This window comes from Pseudomonas sessilinigenes, assembly GCF_003850565.1.
Taxonomy (GTDB): Bacteria; Pseudomonadota; Gammaproteobacteria; order Pseudomonadales; family Pseudomonadaceae; genus Aquipseudomonas; species Aquipseudomonas sessilinigenes.
This window is the reverse complement of sequence record NZ_CP027706.1, coordinates 4,707,777-4,726,240: the sequence shown is the minus strand read 5'-3', so window position 1 is coordinate 4,726,240 and position 18,464 is coordinate 4,707,777. Positions and strand designations below refer to the sequence as shown.

Sequence of the window (18,464 nt, the reverse complement as noted above, 5' to 3'; positions counted from 1 at the left end):
CGCAATCTGCGGCAGCGGCTTCACGCAGCCGGTCCCGGGGGCGATTACACAGGCATCACTCCTCCCGGCGGTGGGCCCATTGGTACAGCGCGGGCAATACCAGCAGGGTAAGGATGGTGGAGGACAGGATGCCGCCGATCACCACCGTAGCCAGGGGCCGTTGCACCTCCGCTCCAGTACCGGTGGCCAGGGCCATGGGCACGAAGCCCAGGGACGCCACCAGCGCCGTCATCAGTACCGGGCGCAAGCGAGTCAGGGCGCCCTCGCGGATGGCCATGGGCAACGACCGCCCCTCCTCCCGCAGGTTGCGGATGAAAGCAATCATCACCAACCCGTTGAGCACCGCGACCCCCGACAGGGCGATGAAACCGACCCCCGCCGAGATCGACAGCGGAATGTCCCGCAGCCACAAGGCCATGATCCCGCCTGTCAGGGCGAAGGGAATGCCGGTGAACACCAGCAGCCCATCCTTGAGGTTGTTGAACATCATGAACAGCAGGCCGAACACCAGCAGCAGGGCCACCGGCACCACCACCCGCAGGCGCTGGGACGCCTCCTGCAACTGTTCGAACTGGCCGCCCCAGGTGGTCCAGTAACCCGCCGGGACTTTCACCTTGTCGGCGATCAGGGTCGTGGCCTCATCGACGAAGGAGCCAATGTCGCGCCCCCGCACGTTGGCGCTGACGATCACCAGGCGCTTGCCGTTTTCCCGGCTGACCTGGTTGGGGCCCAGGACCAGGTCCAGGCTGGCCACTTCCGACAGCGCGATGAAACCGATCTGCCCATTGACGCTGCCTGCCGTCGCGGGGATTGGGACCAACAACCGCGACAACCCATCGATGTCAGTGCGCAACTGATCGGACAGGCGCACCACCATGTCGAAGCGCCGATCGCCCTCATACAGGATTCCAGCCTGGCGCCCACCCACGGCCACCGCGATGGTGTCTTGCACATCACCGACGTTGAGGCCATAGCGCGCGGCTTTGTCACGGTCGATATTGATGGTCAGCACCGGCAGCCCGGTCGTCTGTTCCACCTTGACCTCCGAGGCGCCCGCCAGGCCCTGCAAGGCGCTGGCGATCTCGTTGGCGGTCTTGTTCAGGACCGTCATGTCGTCGCCGAAGACCTTGACTGCCACATCGCTGCGCACCCCGGAAATCAGTTCGTTGAAACGCAACTGGATCGGCTGCGACAACTCATAGGCATTGCCCGGCACCATGGCGCTGGCGCGCTGGATATCGGCGATCAGCGCTTCCCGGGACTTGCCCGGATCTGGCCACTGGGCCTTGGGCTTGAGCATCACGTAGCTGTCGGAAATGTTCGGCGGCATCGGGTCCGAAGCGATCTCCGCGGTGCCGGTGCGGGCGAACACCCGCTCCACCTCCGGCACCTGGGCCAGCAGGGTCTTTTCCAGGCGCTGCTGCATGTCCACCGATTGCGAGAGGCTGGTACCCGGCACCCGCAGGGCCTGCAGGGCCAGGTCGCCCTCGCTGAGGCTGGGGATGAACTCGCTGCCCATGCGGCTGGCCAGCAGGCCGCTGCCCACCAGGACCGCGCCGGCCAGGGCGAAGGTCAGCCCGCGCCGTTGCATCACCCAGTCCAGCACCGGTGCATAACCACGCTTGGCGTTGCGCATCACCAGGTTCTCCTTCTCCTGGACCTTGCCGGTGACGAACAGCGCAATGGCCGCCGGGACGAAGGTCACCGAGAGGATCATCGCCCCCAGCAGGGCCATGACCACGGTGAACGCCATGGGGTGGAACATCTTCCCGGACACGCCGGTGAGGGCGAAGATCGGCAGGTACACCACCATGATGATCAGCTGGCCGTAGATCAGTGGGCGCCGGGCTTCCTTGGCCGCGGCAAAGACTTCATGCAGGCGCTCCGAGCGGGTCAGCATGCGCCCGTGGCTCTGCTGGGCATGGGCCAACCGGCGGATGGCGTTCTCGACGATCACCACCGCCCCGTCGACGATGATCCCGAAGTCCAGGGCGCCAAGGCTCATCAGGTTGGCACTGACCTTGTTGCTGAACATGCCGGTGAAGGTGAACAGCATCGACAGCGGGATCACCAGGGCGGTGATCAACGCCGCGCGGATGTTCCCCAGGAACAGGAACAGGATGACGATCACCAGCAGTGCGCCCTCGAAGAGGTTCTTCTTCACCGTGGCGATGGCTTTCTCCACCAGGTTGGTGCGGTCGTACACAGTGACCGCCACCACACCCTCGGGCAGTGTGCGGTTGATCTCTTCAAGCCGCTTGGCCACCGCCTGGGACACCGCGCGGCTGTTTTCGCCGATCAGCATGAACACCGTGCCCAACACCACTTCACGGCCATTCTCGGTGGCCGCGCCGGTGCGCAGCTCACGGCCGATTTCCACCTGGGCCACGTTGCGCACACGGATCGGCGTACCGTCGCTGCTGCTGATGACGATGTTGGCGATGTCGTCGATGGAGGCCAGTTGCCCCGGGGCACGGATCAGCAACTGTTCGCCGCTGCGCTCGATATAGCCGGCACCGACGTTGGCATTGTTGCGTTCCAGGGCCGTCACCAGGTCAGTGAGGGTCAGGCGGTGGGCCGCCAGGCGCTTGGGGTCCGGAGCGATCTGGTATTCCTTGGCGAAGCCGCCGATGGTGTTGATCTCGGCCACCCCGGGAACGTTGCGCAACTGCGGCTTGATGATCCAGTCCTGGATCACCCGCAGGTCGGTGGGGGTATAGGGCGTGCCATCTTCCTTGCGTGCCCCCTCCTCGGTCTCCACGGTCCACAGGAAGATTTCTCCCAGTCCGGTGGAAATCGGCCCCATCTGCGCCTCCACCCCTTCGGGCAGTTGCTCACGAGCCACCTGCAAACGCTCGTTGACCAGTTGCCGGGCGAAGAAGATATCGGTGCCGTCCTTGAAGATCACCGTTACCTGGGACAGGCCCGAGCGCGATAGCGAGCGGGTTTGCTGCAAGCCGGGCAAGCCGGCCATGGCAGTCTCGATGGGAAAGGTGATGCGCTGCTCGGTCTCCAGTGGCGAGAAGCCCGGCGCCGCGGAGTTGATCTGCACCTGGACGTTGGTGATGTCGGGGACGGCGTCGATCGGCAGCTTCTGGTAGCTGGCGATGCCGATACCGGCCATCAGCAGTACCCCCAGCAGGACGATGATGCGCTGCTCGATGGCGAATTGAATGATGCGTTCAAACATGGATAGTCACTCTCCGCTGGGGCCTGTTCAGTGGCTGTGCTCGGCCGAACCCTTGCCCAGTTCGGACTTGAGGGTGAAACTGCCGCGCGTGGCGACCTGGGCGCCGGCGGCGAGGCCTTCGCGGACTTCAACGAAGCCATCCTGGCTGCCCCCAAGCACCACAGGCGTAGCCTGGAAACCCTCGGCCACACGCACGAACACCGAAGGCCGGTCTTCTACGGTCTGGATCGCCTCCCGGGGCACGCTGACCGGCACCTCGACGGCCGCGGTGGCCACCTCGACCGCCACGAACAGCCCCGGACGCCAGCTCTCCTTGGGGTTGGCCAGGGTCACCCGAACCGTGGCGGTACGGGTCTGCTCTCCCAGCAAATTGCCGACATAAGCCACCTGCCCGCGGACCTGGGTGCCCAGCTCGCTGGAGCTGACATTCACCGACTGGCCGACCCGGACCTTGTCCAGGTCCTTGGGAAATACACCGAAGGTCGCCCAGACCCGGGACAGGTCGGACAGGGTGAAGGCCGCCGTGGTCTCGCCCACCACTTCGCCGACACTGAGGTGCTTCTCCACCACCACGCCATCGAACGGCGCGCGCATTTCATAACGGTTGCCCCCCGCCAGCTGGGCACTGCCGCTGAGCGCCGCCATCTTCTGCCGGGCGTTGCCCAGGGCGATCTCGGCCTCTTGCAGCACCTGCCGCGCCAGCAGGTAGTCCTGCTCGGCGGAGATCTGGTCGACCCACAACTGGCGCTCACGCTCGAAAGTAGTGCGGGCCAGTTCCACCCGCCGGCCGGCCGCCGCCAGCTCGCTGCGCTGGTCGGAAACCTGCTGGCTGGCAATCACCGCCAGCAGGTCGCCACGCTTGACCGACTGGCCGAGGTTGGCCTGCACCGACTCCACCACCCCGGCGGCACGCGGCACGATATGCGAGGTGCGGTCCTCGTCGAAGCGGATTTCCCCCGGCAGGCTGAGCAGGCGATCCAGACGCCGCGGGCCGGCCTCGGCCAGCTCGATCCCGGCCGCCGCGATCTGCTGGGCATTGAGCTCCACCAGGCCCTCATGCCCCTCTTTTCCATGGCCCTCTTCGCCCTGCCCTTGCTCGGTATGCCCTGGCTCGCCATGCCCGGCGGGCGCCGTGGAGGCTGAAGGCTGGTCCGTGGCCGGGGGCTCTCGATTGACCAGGCCAGGCAGCAACGAGGCCGCCAGCCCCAGGCCGGCCACCGCCACTATGGCCACAACAAGGCTGCGTTTTTTGTCCATGGATGCTCCTGAAAATGTCGAGGGTCGGCGGCGCAGGCGCGGCCTTACGAAGTGGACGGAAAGAAAAACTTCCCCAGGGCCCGGTGCAGTTCGTGCACGCACCAGTGCCGGGGGGGCTCGTCGCTGCTGGCCGGAGGCACCCGGCCGCAGTCGCTGAGCAGCAACAGGGCGAAGTACGCAAGGCCCCGCAGCCAGGGTTTCACCAGCGGCTGAGGTCGCCGTAGATACGTTCGATCCGCACCCAGGCATCCGTGCTTTGCGCTACCGCCACCAGGTACTGGTTACGGGCGCCGATCAATGTGCGCTGGGCATCGAGCACCTCGAGGAAGCTGAACTTGCCCATCTCGAAGCCACGGGTGGCGCTGTCTACCGCGCTCTGGGCAGCGGGCAGGATGGTCTGGTTGAACGACTGCACTTCGCGTCGGGCCGTCTCCCATTGCTCCAGGGCCTGGCGAGTCTCGGTACGCAAGCGCAATTCAGTGGCGTTGCGCAGGTCCCGGGCCTGGTCGGCGCGGCGCGCGGCGGACAGCACGTTGCCCTGGTTGCGGTTGAACAACGGCAGCGGCATCGACAGCCCCACCAGGTTGATCCGGTCCTTCTTGCTGCCGTCTTCGTTCCGGCTGGCGTCGTACTGGCTGCCGATGCTGATGTCCAGGTCGGGAATGCGCTGGGCCTTTTCCAGGTCCAGGGAGGCTTCGCGCTGGACGATCTCCTGCTCCGCCAGGCGCAGTTCCGCGGTCTGGGCCAAGCGGTTCAGCAGCTGCGCCGACGCAGGCGGCACGGTGACGATCCCGGCTTGTTCCTGTACGGCAGAAAAATCCGCGCTACCGCTCCCGGTGACCCTGGCCAACTGCCGATAGGCGTTGTCCTGCTCCAACTGGCCACGGTTGAGTTCCAGGCGGATCTCCGCCAGTTGCACCTGGGCCCGGGTAGCCTCCACCGGCGATGCCTTGCCGGCACCGACCCGCCCCTGGGCCACGGTAAGGCCGCGCTCGGCCAGGGCCAGGGAGCGTCCGGCCAGTTGCGTACGCTCCTGGGCTCGCAGCGCTGCGTAATAGGCTTCCAGCACATCGGCCCGCAGTTGGTTGCGCCGCCGATCCAGTTCCAGTTCCGCCAGCCTCTGCCCCTGGCTGGCCACCTCCACCCGCGCACCGCGCTTGCCGCCCAGTTCCAGGGTCTGGCTGAGCTTGACCGAAGTGGTGCCTTGCCCGCGCTTGGTGTTCTCGATATCCGTGGACAGCACCGGGTTGGGGATCAGCCCGGCCTGCTGGCGGGCGCCCTGGGCAATATCGATTTCCCAACCAGCGGCGGCCAGCTCTGGGTTGTTGGCGAACGCCCTGGCCATGGCGCTGTCGAGGCTCAACGCCGATTGCCCGGCGGCATTCGCGGCTTGCCCCGCCAGGACCATTAATAAAACCGTGCAGCAGCTCCTTGCGGCCCGGGCGCAGATTCTCGGGAAATTCGGCATATCAGGTTCCGACCCTTGCTGAAACGAAGTCTTGGCGCAGGCACGGCGGCATATACCGGTACATATAAAAGGGTTATTCGACCGATATGAATTACACCGCTGTACTTGTCGACAGGGAAATATTCAAGATCGGCAAACTTTAACTTTCGGTCCTTATCAGCAGGGTGGCGCAAAAATTACAAATCTGTAATCAAGGTTTACGGCCCGGGCTTCTGTATTAATATCCCAACAACAAAGCCAAGGCCCACGGCGCTTTCACGCTCAAAAAGAGATGCTTCAAAAACAACTTAACAACTTACCAACGACAACTTACCCATAACTTAAACAATAACTTTCCAGTGTTTGTCGACTACCAATTTCAATTGCAGAGAACTTCCTCAACATGCGTATCCTGGTTATCGAAGACGAACTCAAGACTGCCGACTATCTGCAACAGGGATTGACGGAAAGTGGTTATGTGGTGGATTGCGCCAACAGTGGCGCCGATGGGCTGTACCTGAGTCGCCAACATGCCTACGACCTGGTGATCCTCGACGTCAACCTGCCGCAGATCGATGGCTGGGGCGTGCTCGGCCAGATCCGCCAATACAGCAATACCCGAGTCATGATGCTCACGGCCCAAGGCCGGCTGGCAGACAAGATCAGGGGGCTGGACCTGGGGGCCGACGACTACCTGGTCAAGCCGTTCGCTTTTCCCGAGTTGCTGGCCAGGGTCCGGACCCTGATGCGCCGCAGCGAGCAGTCGCCAGTGCCAGATGTGCTGCGGGTCGCCGACCTGGAGCTGGACCAGGGCCGGCACCGGGCCTTTCGCGGCAAGCAGCGCATCGACCTGACAACCAAGGAATTCGCCCTGCTGCACCTGCTGATGCGCCAGAGCGGCGTGGTGCTGTCACGGACCCAGATCATTTCCTTTGTCTGGGACATGAACTTCGACTGCGACACCAATGTGGTGGAAGTTTCGATCCGCCGCTTGCGGGCCAAGATCGACGATCCCTTCGAGCGCAAGCTGATCCATACCTTGCGCGGGGTCGGCTACGTGCTCGAGGAGCGTGACTGAACAACAGCCCACCGGTGCTCAGTGATCGTGTTCCTGCTCATGGAATCCGGCCTGTTCCACCTGCAAGGTAACGTGGGCAATTGCGAAGCGCTCCTGTACCAGCTCGGTGACCTGGGCCAGGATCACCTGCTCATCGCAGCTGTCCAGCTGCGCTACGAGATGGGCACTGAGTACATTCTTGCCACTGGTCAGGGCCCAGATGTGCAGGTCATGCACCTCGCTGACCCCTGGCACGCCACGGATGCCCTGCTCCACCTGGTCGATATCGACTCCGTCCGGCACGCCCTGCAACAGTACGTTGGTACTCTCCTTGAGCAGGGTCCAGGTCCGTGGCAGCACCCACAGGCCAATGGCCGCCGCCACCAGTGAATCGACCCAACCCCAGCCGGTGAACATGATCACCAACGCCGCGAGGATCACCCCGAGCGAGCCGAGCATGTCGCTCCACACCTCCAGGTAGGCCCCCTTGACGTTGAGGCTCTCGCTGCTGCCGGAAGCCAGGAGGCCCATGGAGATCAGGTTGACGATCAAGCCCAGCACCGCGATCACCAGCATTCCCGTGGACTGGATCTCCGGGGGCGCCTGCAGGCGTTGCCAGGCCTCGAACAGGATGTAGAAGGCCACCACGAACAGCAGCAGGGCATTGAATGCCGCGGCAAGGATCTCGAAACGGGCATAGCCGAAGGTGCGCTTGCGATCCGCCGGACGCTTGGCGACCTGGATCGCCACCAGGGAAATCGCCAGGGCCAGGGTATCGGTGAGCATGTGCGCAGCATCCGACAACAACGCCAGGCTGCCGGTGACGAAGGCACCGATGACCTCGGCGATCATGAAACTGCCGGTCAGCCCCAGGGCCATCCACAATTTGCGTTCGTGCCCGGCCCGTACCTGCCCGTGACTGTGTCCTGCGCCCATGGAGCCTCCTGCGATGTAGTGGAAAACCTCGGCCTGATGATAGTCCGGTTGAGCGCCGGGCAGGCTCACCCGGGCGAATTGTCATCGGGCTGTTATCTGCCGGTTATCCAGCGTGCCCCGGAGCCACTTGCGGCCCGCGCGCTCATGTCGCTTTTGTGCCGGCCGCGGCCCTGTAGAATGCCCGCTTCATTCTTCGTCCAAGGGATCGCCATGCTTCGCCAGCCCCGGATCTTCGCTCTGGCCACCGCCCTGCTGCTCGGTGCCGGCAGCGCTTGGCTGCCAGCGCAAGCCGCCGCGTTGGACTGCGCGCACATCGAATACAGCCAGCAGGTCGATCGCTGTGCCCAGCAAGACAAGGAGCGGGCCGACAGCGCCCTCAACCAGAGCTACCAGGCGCTGCTGGAGCGGGCGCACCAGAGCTATCCCGGCAACCTGCTCCAGGAGCAGGAGTACCTGGGCAAGCTGAAGAACGCCCAGCGCGCCTGGATCAAGTACCGCGACAGCACCTGCGTGCTGGAGGCAGTCGACGTGGAGCCGGGCAAACCGGCCCACGCCACCTTGATCAACCGCTGCGTGACCCGCCTGAGCAACGAGCGCAGCCACTACCTGGACCAGTTGCTGGTCGACTGAGGCCAGGCCGCCACCTCAACAGCAGCCGGCTTCCTGGACCTGGGACCGGCGGGCCTCCCCGACCCGGGTACCGAAATACCCGGCACTGGCGGCCCCGATCACCCCCATCGCCGCACAGAACATCACGCAGATCCAGGGGCTCCAGGGCATCAGGGCGATCAGCAGCAACGGCGTGGTGCTGGCCCAGAGGGCATAGGCGATGTTGTAGGTGAAGGAAATCCCCGATACCCGGATCCGCGCCGGAAACAACCCGACCATCACCGACGGCACCGCACCGACCACCCCGCAGCCCAGCCCGGCGACGGCATAAGCCAGGCCGACCCAGTCGCCGCCACTGATCAGGCAGCCATAGAGCACGGCAATGCCCATGGGCAGCAGCAGGCTGTAGAGCATCACCGTACGCCAGGCGCCCAGGCGGTCGACCAGGAGCCCGGCCAGGACACAGCCCAGGTTGAGGAAAACAATACCCAGGCTGCTCAGGGCGAAGGTATGGCCGGCACTCATGCCAAAGCTCTTTTGCATCATGGTTGGGGTAATGACCACGAACACCACCACCGCCGAGGTCAGCACGCAGGTGAGGATCAGCGCCGGCAGGATCGCCAGCCGATGGTCGCGCAACACGGTGCGCAGCGGCAGCTCGCCGGCGCTTTCACGTTGCTGCTGCAGGGCCATGAACACCGGGGTCTCGCTCAGCCAGCGACGCAACCAGACACCGATCACGCCGAAGACCCCACCCAGCAGGAACGGATAGCGCCAGGCGTGATCGAGGATTTCCTCGGGGCTGAAGACCTGCGCCAGCAAGGTGGCAGTCAAGGCACCCAGCAGGTAGCCGAAGGTCAGCCCGGCCTGGAGAAAGCCCAGGGCATAACCGCGATGAGCGCGGGGGGCGTGCTCGGCCACGAACACCCAGGCGCTGGGCACCTCGCCCCCCACGGCTGCGCCCTGCAACACCCGCAGGGCCAAGAGCAGCAAGGGCGCGAAGTAACCGATCTGGGCATAGGTGGGCATGCTGCCAATCAGCAGGCAGGGCAGCGCCATCATCAGGATGCTCAGGCTGAACACCCTCTTGCGCCCCAGCCGGTCGGCAAAATGGGCCATGAGGATGCCGCCCAGGGGGCGGGCCAGGTAACCGGTGACAAAGATGCCGAAGCTCTGCAACAGCCGCAGCCACTCGGGCATTTCCGGAGGAAAGAACAGTTGGCTCAGGGTCAGGGCGAAAAATACGAAGATGATGAAGTCGTAGATTTCCAGGGCACCGCCCAGGGCGGCCAGGCCCAGGGTCTTGTAGTCCGCGCGGGAGAAACGGGCCGGCGACGATTCGGTGGCAAGGGTCATAGGGGCAACTCAGCTGGCAGGGCAAGACAAAGGCGCCCATGGTCTACGCAAAAGATCCGCGGAACAACCCGTTCCCCTCCCGGGCCCTTTGGCCGGCTCAACCGCCCTTCGCCATGGCGATGGCGGCCTGGATGGCCGCACGGGCCTGGGGGCTGTTCTTCCAGCAGCTCGACCCCACCAGGGCCGAGGCCTGGGTGACAATGTCCAGGGCATCGGCACCGGCCAGTTGCGCCAGGGAAACGATGCCCAACTGCTCCAGCCGACCGACGACGGTAGGCCCGACACCCTTGACCTTGAGCAGTGCAGCGCGTTCTTCAGGGGAAAATGACATAGCGGTTCAGTCCTTTGCAGTCCGTGGCAATTGCCGCATTCTTGCACAGTTCTCGACCGCTCCTGTCCGGGGCGGCCGACCTCCTTATAAACATAAGAAATCCGAGGTACTTTCGTGGCCGCCGATATTCAAGATAGCCGCTCTGCCCGCTTCGCCCTGGGCTGCTCCAACTGGGCCGAACGCTGGTTTCCCGATTCCTGGGTGTTCGCCGCGCTGGCGGTGATCATCGTCGCCCTGGCCACCCTGGCCATGGGCGCCAAGCCCACCGATACCGCCATGGCCTTCGGCGATGGCTTCTGGAGCCTGATTCCCTTCACCATGCAAATGGCCTTCGTGGTCATTGGCGGTTATGTGGTAGCCAGCTCGCCGCCGGCGGTGAAGCTGATCGACAAGCTGGCGCATGTTCCAGGCAACGGGCGCTCCGCAGTGGCCTGGGTAGCGCTGATCTCGATGCTGGCGTCGCTGCTCAACTGGGGCCTGTCGCTGGTGTTCGGCGGCCTGCTGGTCCGGGCCCTGGCAAGGCGCACCGAATTGCGCATGGACTACCGCGCCGCCGGAGCGGCCGCCTACCTGGGCCTGGGTGCGGTCTGGGCTCTGGGCCTGTCGTCCTCGGCGGCGCAATTGCAAGCCAACCCTGGCAGCCTGCCCCCCTCGATCCTGGCCATCACGGGCGTGATCCCCTTCACCCAGACCATCTTTCTCTGGCAGTCGGGAGTCTTGCTGCTGGCCCTGATCGTGGTCTCGCTGGTGGTTGCCTACGCCACTGCCCCGGGCCCCAACAGTGCCCGGGATGCCCAGGCCTGTGGCGTCGATCCAGGCTTCAGCATGCCCAAGCCACAGCCCCGCAGCCGCCCAGGCGAGTGGCTGGAGTACAGCCCGTTGCTGACCATTGTCCTGGCGCTGCTGGCTGCCGGCTGGCTGTATCACGAGTTCGCCACCAAACCTGCGATCACGGCCATTTCCGGGCTCAACACCTACAATTTCCTGTTCCTGATGGCCGGGGCCCTGTTGCACTGGCGCCCGCGCAGCTTCCTGGACGCCGTGGCCCGGGCCGTGCCGACCACCACCGGAGTGCTGATCCAGTTCCCGCTGTACGGTTCCATCGCAGCCCTGATGACCGTGGTCAAGGGCGTGGACGGCCAGACCCTGGCCCACCATATCTCGACCTTCTTCGTGCAGATCGCCTCCCACGATACCTATGCCCTGCTGATGGGCCTGTACTCGGCGGTACTGGGCTTCTTCATCCCCTCCGGCGGCGGCAAGTGGATCATCGAGGCGCCCTACGTGATGCAAGTGGCCAATGACCTGCAATACCACCTGGGCTGGGCGGTGCAGATCTACAACGCCGCCGAGGCCCTGCCGAACCTGATCAACCCCTTCTACATGCTGCCGCTGCTGGGAGTCCTGGGCTTGAAGGCACGGGACCTGATCGGTTTTTCCTTCGTCCAGTTGCTGGTGCATGCCCCCCTGGTGCTGGTACTGCTCTGGGCCCTGGGCAGCACCCTGGCCTATCTGCCACCGATGACGCCCTGAGGCACAGGCCCAGTTGTCCACGGGGCGCCGCTTGCAGTGGCGGCCTGTGGATAACCTGCGCTAAGGCCCGGGCTTGAGACTTTTCTCGGCTGGCCATGCTGTTCCAGGAAAGTATTCCTGTAGTCTTTGCGTCACATTCGGTTGTTACCGTGCGACCGAAATACTTTGTAACTATTTCTAAGAGAGACGAGCAAGGAGCCTCCATGAGCGACGATACCGACCTGCGTGACACGGCAGAGCCTGCCACCGACCAACCCACAGACACCAGCCGCCGCCGCTTCCTAGGCGGCGTCGCGGTTCTGGGGGTCGGTGCCACCCTGAGTGCCTGCGGCAAGGCCGGCGAGCCCGGGAACAAACCGGACGAGCGCCCACTGTCTCCCGTTGAGCTGGACAAGGCCCTGCGCGAGCAAGTGAAGAACGTGGTAGTGGTCTTCGCCGAGAACCGCAGCTTCAATAACCTGTTCGCCAACTTCCCGGGTGTGGAACAACCGCTGTCGGCGCTCAAGCCCGAGGCCTACCAGCAACGTGACCGTGATGGCAGCCTGCTGAGTAAATTGCCGCCGATCTGGGGCGGTATCTTGCAGGTGGGTCCGCAAACAGTGGATGGCGTCACCTACCCGGTGGAAACCCAGTTCCAGGAAAACCTGCCCAACGCGCCGTTCGCCCTCAAGGGCCCCAATGGCGAAGACCTGCCCCTGGGCCTGGTGACTCGCGACCTGTGGCACGTGTTCTACCAGAACCAGATGCAGATCAACGGTGGCAAGAACGATGGTTTCGTGGCCTGGGCCGACTCCGGGGCCCTGACCATGGGTCACTATGCCCAGACTCGCTACTCCCTGCGCCTGTGGGACGTGGCCCGGGAGTTCGTGCTCTGCGACAACTTCTTCCAGGGCGCCTTTGGCGGCTCGTTCCTCAACCACCAGTACCTGATCAGCGCCAAGGTGCCGTTCTACCCGGACGCTGCCAATTCGGTGGCCAAGTCGCAGATTGCCTCCGTACAAGGCGATGACCCCAAGGGCACTCGCCTCAAGCCCCTGGAGAAATCCCCGGCCAGTGCCATGGACGGTGCGCCGCAATTCGGACCCAGCGCACTCACTCCGGATGGCTACGCGGTCAATACCATGGCCCCGCCCTACTGGCCGACCTGGATCCGCGACCCTGAACGCCCGGACTACGCCAAACCCGACCTGCCCAGCGTGCTGGTGCCCCAGACCCACGAGCATATCGGCGACAAGCTGTCGAAGAAGAATGTCGACTGGGCCTGGTACGGCGGCGCCTGGCAGGCCACCATCGACCAGTTCAAGGACTCCAGCGGGATTCCCAAGATCCCCAACTTCCAGTACCACCACCAGCCGTTCAACTACTTCCTGCGCCAGGGGCCGGAGAACCCCGGCGAACGGGCCAAGCGCCTGCGTGACGGTGGCCTGGGCGATGAGGCGAGCACCAACAAGTTCTTCGCCGACGCCGAGGCCGGCAAGCTGCCGGCAGTGACCTTCTACAAACCCCAGGGCAACCTCAACCTGCACGCCGGTTATGCCGATGTCGCCGCCGGCGATCGACATATCGACCGGGCGCTGAAAGTGCTGCGCGAGAGCCCGCAGTGGAAAAACATGGTGGTGATCGTCACCGTCGACGAGAACGGCGGCTGGTGGGACCACGTGGCACCGCCCCAGGGCGACCGCTGGGGCCCGGGTACCCGGATTCCGGCGCTGGTGGTATCGCCGTTCGCCCGCAAGGGCACAGTGGACCACACGGTCTACGACACCGCCTCGATCCTGCGCCTGATCACCCGGGTCTTCCAGCTAGAAACCCTGGATGGCATCAAGGAACGTGACGACGCCATGATCGCCCGTGGCCAGAAGCCCATGGGCGACCTGACCAACGCCCTGCACTTCAAGGCCTGACCAGGCCAGGCTGGCGCTCCGCTCGGAAGCGCCAGCCTGGAGCCCCCAGGTTGTGCGCCCTGCACAACCTGGCGGACTCGACAGTCTTTAGCGCCGACCTTTAGCGCCAATAATAGCCATGTGACATCATTCGCTTTACCCCTTCCCCTGCCGGGTAATATCCTGCGCGCCACTTATCTGTTTCACACGTTTTGCGCCAACAAGGGAGTGCGTCGTCATGATCGTAGGCATCGACCTGGGAACCACCAACAGCCTGGTCGCGGTCTGGCGCGAAACATCCAGCGAGCTGGTGCCCAACGCCCTGGGCCAGTTACTGACACCCAGCGTGGTCGGCCTGGACGACGAAGGCCGGGTCCTGGTGGGACAAGCCGCCAGGGAACGCCTGCATACCCACCCGCACCTGACCACGGCCCTGTTCAAGCGCTACATGGGCAGCGCCACCGAAGTGCGCCTGGGCGAGCGCTCATGGCGGCCGGAAGAACTGTCTGCGCTGGTCCTCAAGAGCCTCAAGGAGGATGTCGAACGCGCCTATGGCGAGCCGGTGGTCGAAGCCGTGATCAGCGTTCCGGCCTACTTCAGCGATGCCCAGCGCAAGGCCACGCGGATCGCTGGCGAACTGGCAGGGCTGAAGGTGGAGAAACTGATCAACGAACCCACCGCCGCCGCCCTGGCCTACGGCCTGCACCAGCGTGACAAGGAAACCTCGTTCCTGGTCTTCGACCTGGGCGGCGGCACGTTCGACGTTTCGATCCTGGAGCTGTTCGATGGCGTCATGGAAGTGCGCGCCAGCGCCGGGGACAACTTCCTTGGCGGCGAAGATTTCGACAGCCTGCTGCTGGAGCATTTTCTCGAACAGCACGCCCAGGCCCCGGGCTTTCCCGAACGCCACGAGGTACTCCAGCCCTTGCGTCGCGAGGCTGAGCGAGTCCGCCGCGCCCTGGGCCAGGACAGCAGCGCCGAATTCACCTTGCGCCTGGATGGTCGAGAGTGGAGCCAGGTCATCACCCAGGCGCAGTTGGCGCAACTCTATGCACCGCTGCTGGAACGCCTGCGAGCGCCTATCGAGCGGGCCCTGCGCGATGCCCGGATCCGCGTCAGCGACCTGGATGAGATCCTGCTGGTGGGCGGCGCGACCCGCATGCCGCTGGTGCGCAAGCTGGCCGCCGGGCTATTCGGCCGCTTTCCCTCGATCACCCTCGACCCGGACCAGGTCGTCGCCCAGGGCGCCGCGGTGCAGGCTGCGCTCAAGGCGCGTGCAGCGGCGCTCGAAGAAGTGGTGCTGACCGACGTCTGCTCCTACACCCTGGGCATCGAGACCTCCCAGCAATACGGCAAGCAGATCGAGACCGGGCACTACTTGCCGATCATCGAGCGCAACAGCGTGGTGCCGGTCAGCCGGGTCAAGACCGTGCATACCCTGCACGACAACCAGGAACAGGTGCTGCTGAAGATCTTCCAGGGCGAAAGCCGCCTGGTCCGCGACAACGTCGCCCTGGGCCAGCTGGAAATGAATGTGCCCAAGCGCCCGGCGGGGGAAGTGTCGCTGGACGTACGCTTCACCTATGACATCAACGGCTTGCTGGAGGCCCAGGTCACCATTCCCCTGACCGGGGAAAGTCATTGCCTGGTGATCGAGAACAACCCCGGGGTGCTGAGCCCGGAAGAAATCCAGGAGCGCTTGCAGGCCCTGGCGCAATTGAAAATCCATCCCCGGGATCAACAGGTCAACACCCTGCTCAGTGCCCGCCTGGAACGCCTCTACCAGGAAAGCCTGGGGGATCTACGCGAGCAGATCGGTTACTGGGCCGGGCAGTTCCAGCAAGTGCTGGAGACCCAGGATGAACGCCGGATTCGTGAGGTGCGCAGCCAGCTCAACGAACAATTGCAACGCCTGGAACACGGCCACTGGCACTGAGGGAGCCGCGACATGGACTGTTGGTCGCTACTGCAACTGCCGGAAGACGCCGATGAGCGCACGATCAAGCGCAGCTATGCCCGGTGTCTCAAGACCCTGCGCCCGGAGGAGGATGCCGAGGGCTTCCAGCGCCTGCGTGAAGCCTACGAACAAGCCCGCTCCCACGCTCGCCAGCGCCAGGAGCCAGCCGCTGGCATACAGGCGCCTTCGCCATTGCTGGCCGTCCAGGCCGAACCGCAGAACCTGCGAGAATGGTCACGGCTGCTGGACATCGACTCCCCAGCTCCCGAAGCCAGGACAGTCGATCAGCCCCAGCGCCGGCTGCTGCAGGGCCTGACGCCGGAGAACCTCACGCAGCGCTGGCAGCAAGCCCGGCTTTCAGATTGTGCGCCAGGCTTCGAGGCCGGCCTGTTGCAGCATTGCTTCGAGCGCCCCCAGGTCCGTGTCGCCATCGCCTCGTGGGCCGTGGAACACCTGCAATGGCTGACGCCCTGGCAGCAGGTACCGATGAGCGCCGGGCAACAGCAAACCCTGGCGCAGACCCTGCTGCAGCACTACTGCAAGAGCCTGCAAGCCCACCTGGAGGTCGAGGACGACCGGGCCTTCCTCCAGCAACTGGCCGCCTATGACAAAGAACCCTGGCTGCAGGTGTTCGATCAGCGCCAGAGGTGGCAAAGCCAGGTACTGCAATTGCTCAACGACCACTCGTGGAGCCTGGCGCTACTGGAACAGGTATGCCAACTGTTGCACTGGGACGACAAGAACGGCGTGCATCCGGAACCCGCCGAAGCCTGGGAAAGCCTGATGCAGCGCCGCCAGCAGGAGAGTTTCTATCGGCTCCAGCAGCTCAAGAGCGAAGATGAACGAATCTGGGAGCCCGACATCCTCGCGGCCCACCTGCTGCTCAAGCCCATGAGCGCCAGGCAGCAACAACAGCTCCTGCGCAACACCGACCAGCATCATTGGCAAGCCTTCCACCGCCTGGCGCAAATGCTCTCGCTGCGCTACCCGGCGCTGCTCGAGCGGCTGCCGCAACCGGACGTGTACTACTGGCTGCGCTACCTGCAACGCCCCGTCGCCGAGCAGTCATGGACCAGGCTCTGGGCCGGCACCAGCTTGGCACTGGCCTTGTATTTCCTCGGGCAGAACCATTACTCGCCGGGCTTTAGCATCATGCTCGCGGCGGCGCTGGGCTGGGTTCCGGTCTGGATCGGCTTGCTGTTCATGAGCCGCTGGATACGCCTGGCTCCCCATGTGATCGTGCAGGACCTGTGGCTCAGCGAGCGCTGGATTCCAAAGGCCTTCGACCCCGAGGGCAAGTGGCTGGTGCTGCGCCACGGCCTTCCCCAGCTGGCGCTCCTTGCCCTGTTCGGTGCGATCCAGGGCACGCTGGGCCTACTCACCTACCTGGGCATGATCCTGCTCAATCTGCTGCAGTCCCAGCGAGTAGGCCGTATCGACCCGCAACTGAGCGCCAGCCATCCATGGCTGACGGCCTTGCATTGGGCGCACTGGAGCCCGCTGCAGATGGTCTTCCTGCCGCTGATGGTCCTGCTCTGCGTGTTTTGCCATTTGTACTATCCTGGCTTTCCGCTGACCTCGCTGTATCCGCCCTGAGCGATCGGCTGCGCTTGAAGGCAGGGAACTTCGCGACCTCTGCAACCTGTTTTGCCCCTTTTGGGGGTTCACGCTGAAAAGGATCTGAGCATGTTCAAGACTGCAGGACTGGCCCTCGCCCTGGCCACTACCGCCCTCTGCGCCACGGCCCAGGCCGATGTCACAGTCGACCTGGGCAGCCCCCAGCGAGTCACTCGGCTGTTCGCCTACCCCAACAACTGCAACGTCATCTGCTATCGCAACTGGAGCCTGGAGCAGACGGTGGCCCACTACCTGACCCAAAGCGTGCAGCGCGACGGGTATGCCGGCGCCAAGGTCAGCGTCAAGACCGAGGGCGACAAGGTGCTGGCCTCCATCACCGGCGTTCCGGCCGGCTATGACAAACCCCTGAGCGCCCTGCTGGATGCCGGGGACCTGGCGTACAAGGGCGCCAGCCAGCTCAACAGCGACGGTCACTGGAACTACAGCTGGTATCTGTTCCTGCCCCTGGGCATGGCCCTGGAGAATCGCAAGAGCGTAGAGCTGCTGCATTTCCCACCGGACTATTCGCTGACCCGCTACCAGGACTACCTGGAGTCGGCCACGACCGATCGCTGGGCCACCCTGCTCACCGCCAATGGCATCGCCAGTACGCAGACCCCGGCCTACCAGACCATCGTCGACATCGCACCTATCGCCGCTCCATCCAACGCAGGCAAGGACCTGGAAGGCGTCTACAGCTACTTCAACAGCTACCAGACCACCATGGTCAAGCAGGTCAGCCAGGGTGCCAAAGGCGTGGCCTTGCCGATGGTGGCCTTCGGCGCGCCGGTACGCAGCTGGCTCAAGCAACAGTACGGGGTCACGGTCAATGTGCTGGGCCTGGCACAGATCAGCCCCAGCGAGGGCCTCAAGGTGCCGGTGCTGGGCTCCAACCACCCCAGCTACATCTGGTACGCGGCGGACCCGGCCAACTACGACAATGACCAGGCCAAGGCCGATGCCGCCGGCTTGAAGGTCATGGGGCAGGATTTGAGTGCGGCCTGCTGGCAGGCTGGCATGGGCAGCAAGCCCGGGAGCGACGCCAAGGTACTGCTCGACCGCTGCACCCAGACCTGGCAAGTCACGCAGAAGGTGCAGACTTGCGAGATGTTCTACACCTCGGTGCGCAAGCTGGACGAGCAGCAGGCCGCGGCCAAATGCAGCAGCGCGCCGGTCAAGCTCCAGCTCGACCAGCTCAAGGCCCCGGCGCCTGCCCCGAGCACCGAGGTGCCACACCTGTAAAGCCTCTGTAGCGCTGCAGCGGCTATCGCCTGCAGCGCTACACGGTGGA

Annotated in this window: 13 protein-coding genes; 7 read left to right on the top strand and 6 right to left on the bottom strand. The window is 64.5% G+C overall.

Features of this window, described 5'->3' with window-relative positions; all coding sequences use genetic code 11:
* Positions 1–55 precede the first annotated feature (55 nt).
* The 3 genes from C4K39_RS21920 to C4K39_RS21910 all read right to left on the bottom strand — a co-directional run bounded on the left by C4K39_RS21920 (position 56) and on the right by C4K39_RS21910 (position 5,915).
* Positions 56–3,190: a CusA/CzcA family heavy metal efflux RND transporter gene (locus C4K39_RS21920; protein WP_124347393.1), complete on the bottom strand. Its 3,135-nt coding sequence runs from the start codon at positions 3,188–3,190 to the stop codon at positions 56–58.
* A 27-nt stretch (positions 3,191–3,217) separates the two neighbouring features.
* A complete protein-coding gene (locus C4K39_RS21915) occupies positions 3,218–4,447 on the bottom strand; it encodes an efflux RND transporter periplasmic adaptor subunit (RefSeq protein WP_068580332.1) in 1,230 nt (409 codons plus the stop codon).
* Positions 4,448–4,646: 199 nt separating this feature from the next.
* A complete protein-coding gene (locus C4K39_RS21910; protein ID WP_124347392.1) occupies positions 4,647–5,915 on the bottom strand; it encodes a TolC family protein in 1,269 nt (422 codons plus the stop codon).
* A 382-nt stretch (positions 5,916–6,297) separates the two neighbouring features.
* Between C4K39_RS21910 and C4K39_RS21905 the strand changes: the two genes are divergently transcribed.
* Positions 6,298–6,972 (top strand): heavy metal response regulator transcription factor, encoded by a 675-nt coding sequence (locus C4K39_RS21905; RefSeq protein WP_068580328.1) that lies wholly within the window; start codon positions 6,298–6,300, stop codon positions 6,970–6,972.
* An 18-nt stretch (positions 6,973–6,990) separates the two neighbouring features.
* Here the strand turns inward: C4K39_RS21905 and C4K39_RS21900 are convergent, their stop codons facing one another.
* A complete protein-coding gene (locus tag C4K39_RS21900) occupies positions 6,991–7,887 on the bottom strand; it encodes a cation diffusion facilitator family transporter (protein WP_124347391.1) in 897 nt (298 codons plus the stop codon).
* Positions 7,888–8,097: 210 nt separating this feature from the next.
* Between C4K39_RS21900 and C4K39_RS21895 the strand changes: the two genes are divergently transcribed.
* Positions 8,098–8,517, top strand: a complete 420-nt coding sequence (locus C4K39_RS21895; RefSeq protein ID WP_068580323.1) for a lysozyme inhibitor LprI family protein — start codon at positions 8,098–8,100, stop codon at positions 8,515–8,517.
* Between the two features lie 15 nt (positions 8,518–8,532).
* Here the strand turns inward: C4K39_RS21895 and C4K39_RS21890 are convergent, their stop codons facing one another.
* Positions 8,533–9,852, bottom strand: coding sequence for an MFS transporter (locus tag C4K39_RS21890; protein ID WP_124347390.1), 1,320 nt, complete (start codon positions 9,850–9,852; stop codon positions 8,533–8,535).
* Between the two features lie 97 nt (positions 9,853–9,949).
* A complete protein-coding gene (locus C4K39_RS21885) occupies positions 9,950–10,183 on the bottom strand; it encodes a Pathogenicity locus (RefSeq protein ID WP_068580320.1) in 234 nt (77 codons plus the stop codon).
* 114 nt (positions 10,184–10,297) lie between these two features.
* On the opposite strand from C4K39_RS21885, the gene C4K39_RS21880 reads away from it, so the two are divergent.
* The 5 genes from C4K39_RS21880 (at position 10,298) to C4K39_RS21860 (ending at position 18,415) form a co-directional block, all read left to right on the top strand.
* Positions 10,298–11,716, top strand: coding sequence for a short-chain fatty acid transporter (locus C4K39_RS21880; RefSeq protein WP_068580317.1), 1,419 nt, complete (start codon positions 10,298–10,300; stop codon positions 11,714–11,716).
* A 203-nt stretch (positions 11,717–11,919) separates the two neighbouring features.
* Positions 11,920–13,620, top strand: a complete 1,701-nt coding sequence (locus C4K39_RS21875) for an acid phosphatase (RefSeq protein WP_068580315.1) — start codon at positions 11,920–11,922, stop codon at positions 13,618–13,620.
* Positions 13,621–13,837: 217 nt separating this feature from the next.
* Positions 13,838–15,535: a molecular chaperone HscC gene (locus C4K39_RS21870; protein ID WP_124347389.1), complete on the top strand. Its 1,698-nt coding sequence runs from the start codon at positions 13,838–13,840 to the stop codon at positions 15,533–15,535.
* Between the two features lie 12 nt (positions 15,536–15,547).
* Complete coding sequence (locus C4K39_RS21865) at positions 15,548–17,152, top strand: J domain-containing protein (RefSeq protein WP_124347388.1); 1,605 nt, start codon at positions 15,548–15,550, stop codon at positions 17,150–17,152.
* 90 nt (positions 17,153–17,242) lie between these two features.
* Positions 17,243–18,415, top strand: coding sequence for a hypothetical protein (locus C4K39_RS21860; protein ID WP_124347387.1), 1,173 nt, complete (start codon positions 17,243–17,245; stop codon positions 18,413–18,415).
* Positions 18,416–18,464 lie beyond the last annotated feature (49 nt).

What these genes read in the sequence shown, in the direction of transcription:
- C4K39_RS21910 (WP_124347392.1), bottom strand. Translation starts at nt 5,915, where the DNA reads ATGCCGAATTTCCCGAGAATCTGCGCCCGGGCCGCAAGGAGCTGCTGC.
- C4K39_RS21905 (WP_068580328.1), top strand. Translation starts at nt 6,298, where the DNA reads ATGCGTATCCTGGTTATCGAAGACGAACTCAAGACTGCCGACTATCTG.
- C4K39_RS21900 (WP_124347391.1), bottom strand. Translation starts at nt 7,887, where the DNA reads ATGGGCGCAGGACACAGTCACGGGCAGGTACGGGCCGGGCACGAACGC.
- C4K39_RS21875 (WP_068580315.1), top strand. Translation starts at nt 11,920, where the DNA reads ATGAGCGACGATACCGACCTGCGTGACACGGCAGAGCCTGCCACCGAC.
- C4K39_RS21870 (WP_124347389.1), top strand. Translation starts at nt 13,838, where the DNA reads ATGATCGTAGGCATCGACCTGGGAACCACCAACAGCCTGGTCGCGGTC.
- C4K39_RS21920 (WP_124347393.1), bottom strand. Translation starts at nt 3,190, where the DNA reads ATGTTTGAACGCATCATTCAATTCGCCATCGAGCAGCGCATCATCGTC.
- C4K39_RS21890 (WP_124347390.1), bottom strand. Translation starts at nt 9,852, where the DNA reads ATGACCCTTGCCACCGAATCGTCGCCGGCCCGTTTCTCCCGCGCGGAC.
- C4K39_RS21865 (WP_124347388.1), top strand. Translation starts at nt 15,548, where the DNA reads ATGGACTGTTGGTCGCTACTGCAACTGCCGGAAGACGCCGATGAGCGC.
- C4K39_RS21915 (WP_068580332.1), bottom strand. Translation starts at nt 4,447, where the DNA reads ATGGACAAAAAACGCAGCCTTGTTGTGGCCATAGTGGCGGTGGCCGGC.
- C4K39_RS21885 (WP_068580320.1), bottom strand. Translation starts at nt 10,183, where the DNA reads ATGTCATTTTCCCCTGAAGAACGCGCTGCACTGCTCAAGGTCAAGGGT.
- C4K39_RS21860 (WP_124347387.1), top strand. Translation starts at nt 17,243, where the DNA reads ATGTTCAAGACTGCAGGACTGGCCCTCGCCCTGGCCACTACCGCCCTC.
- C4K39_RS21895 (WP_068580323.1), top strand. Translation starts at nt 8,098, where the DNA reads ATGCTTCGCCAGCCCCGGATCTTCGCTCTGGCCACCGCCCTGCTGCTC.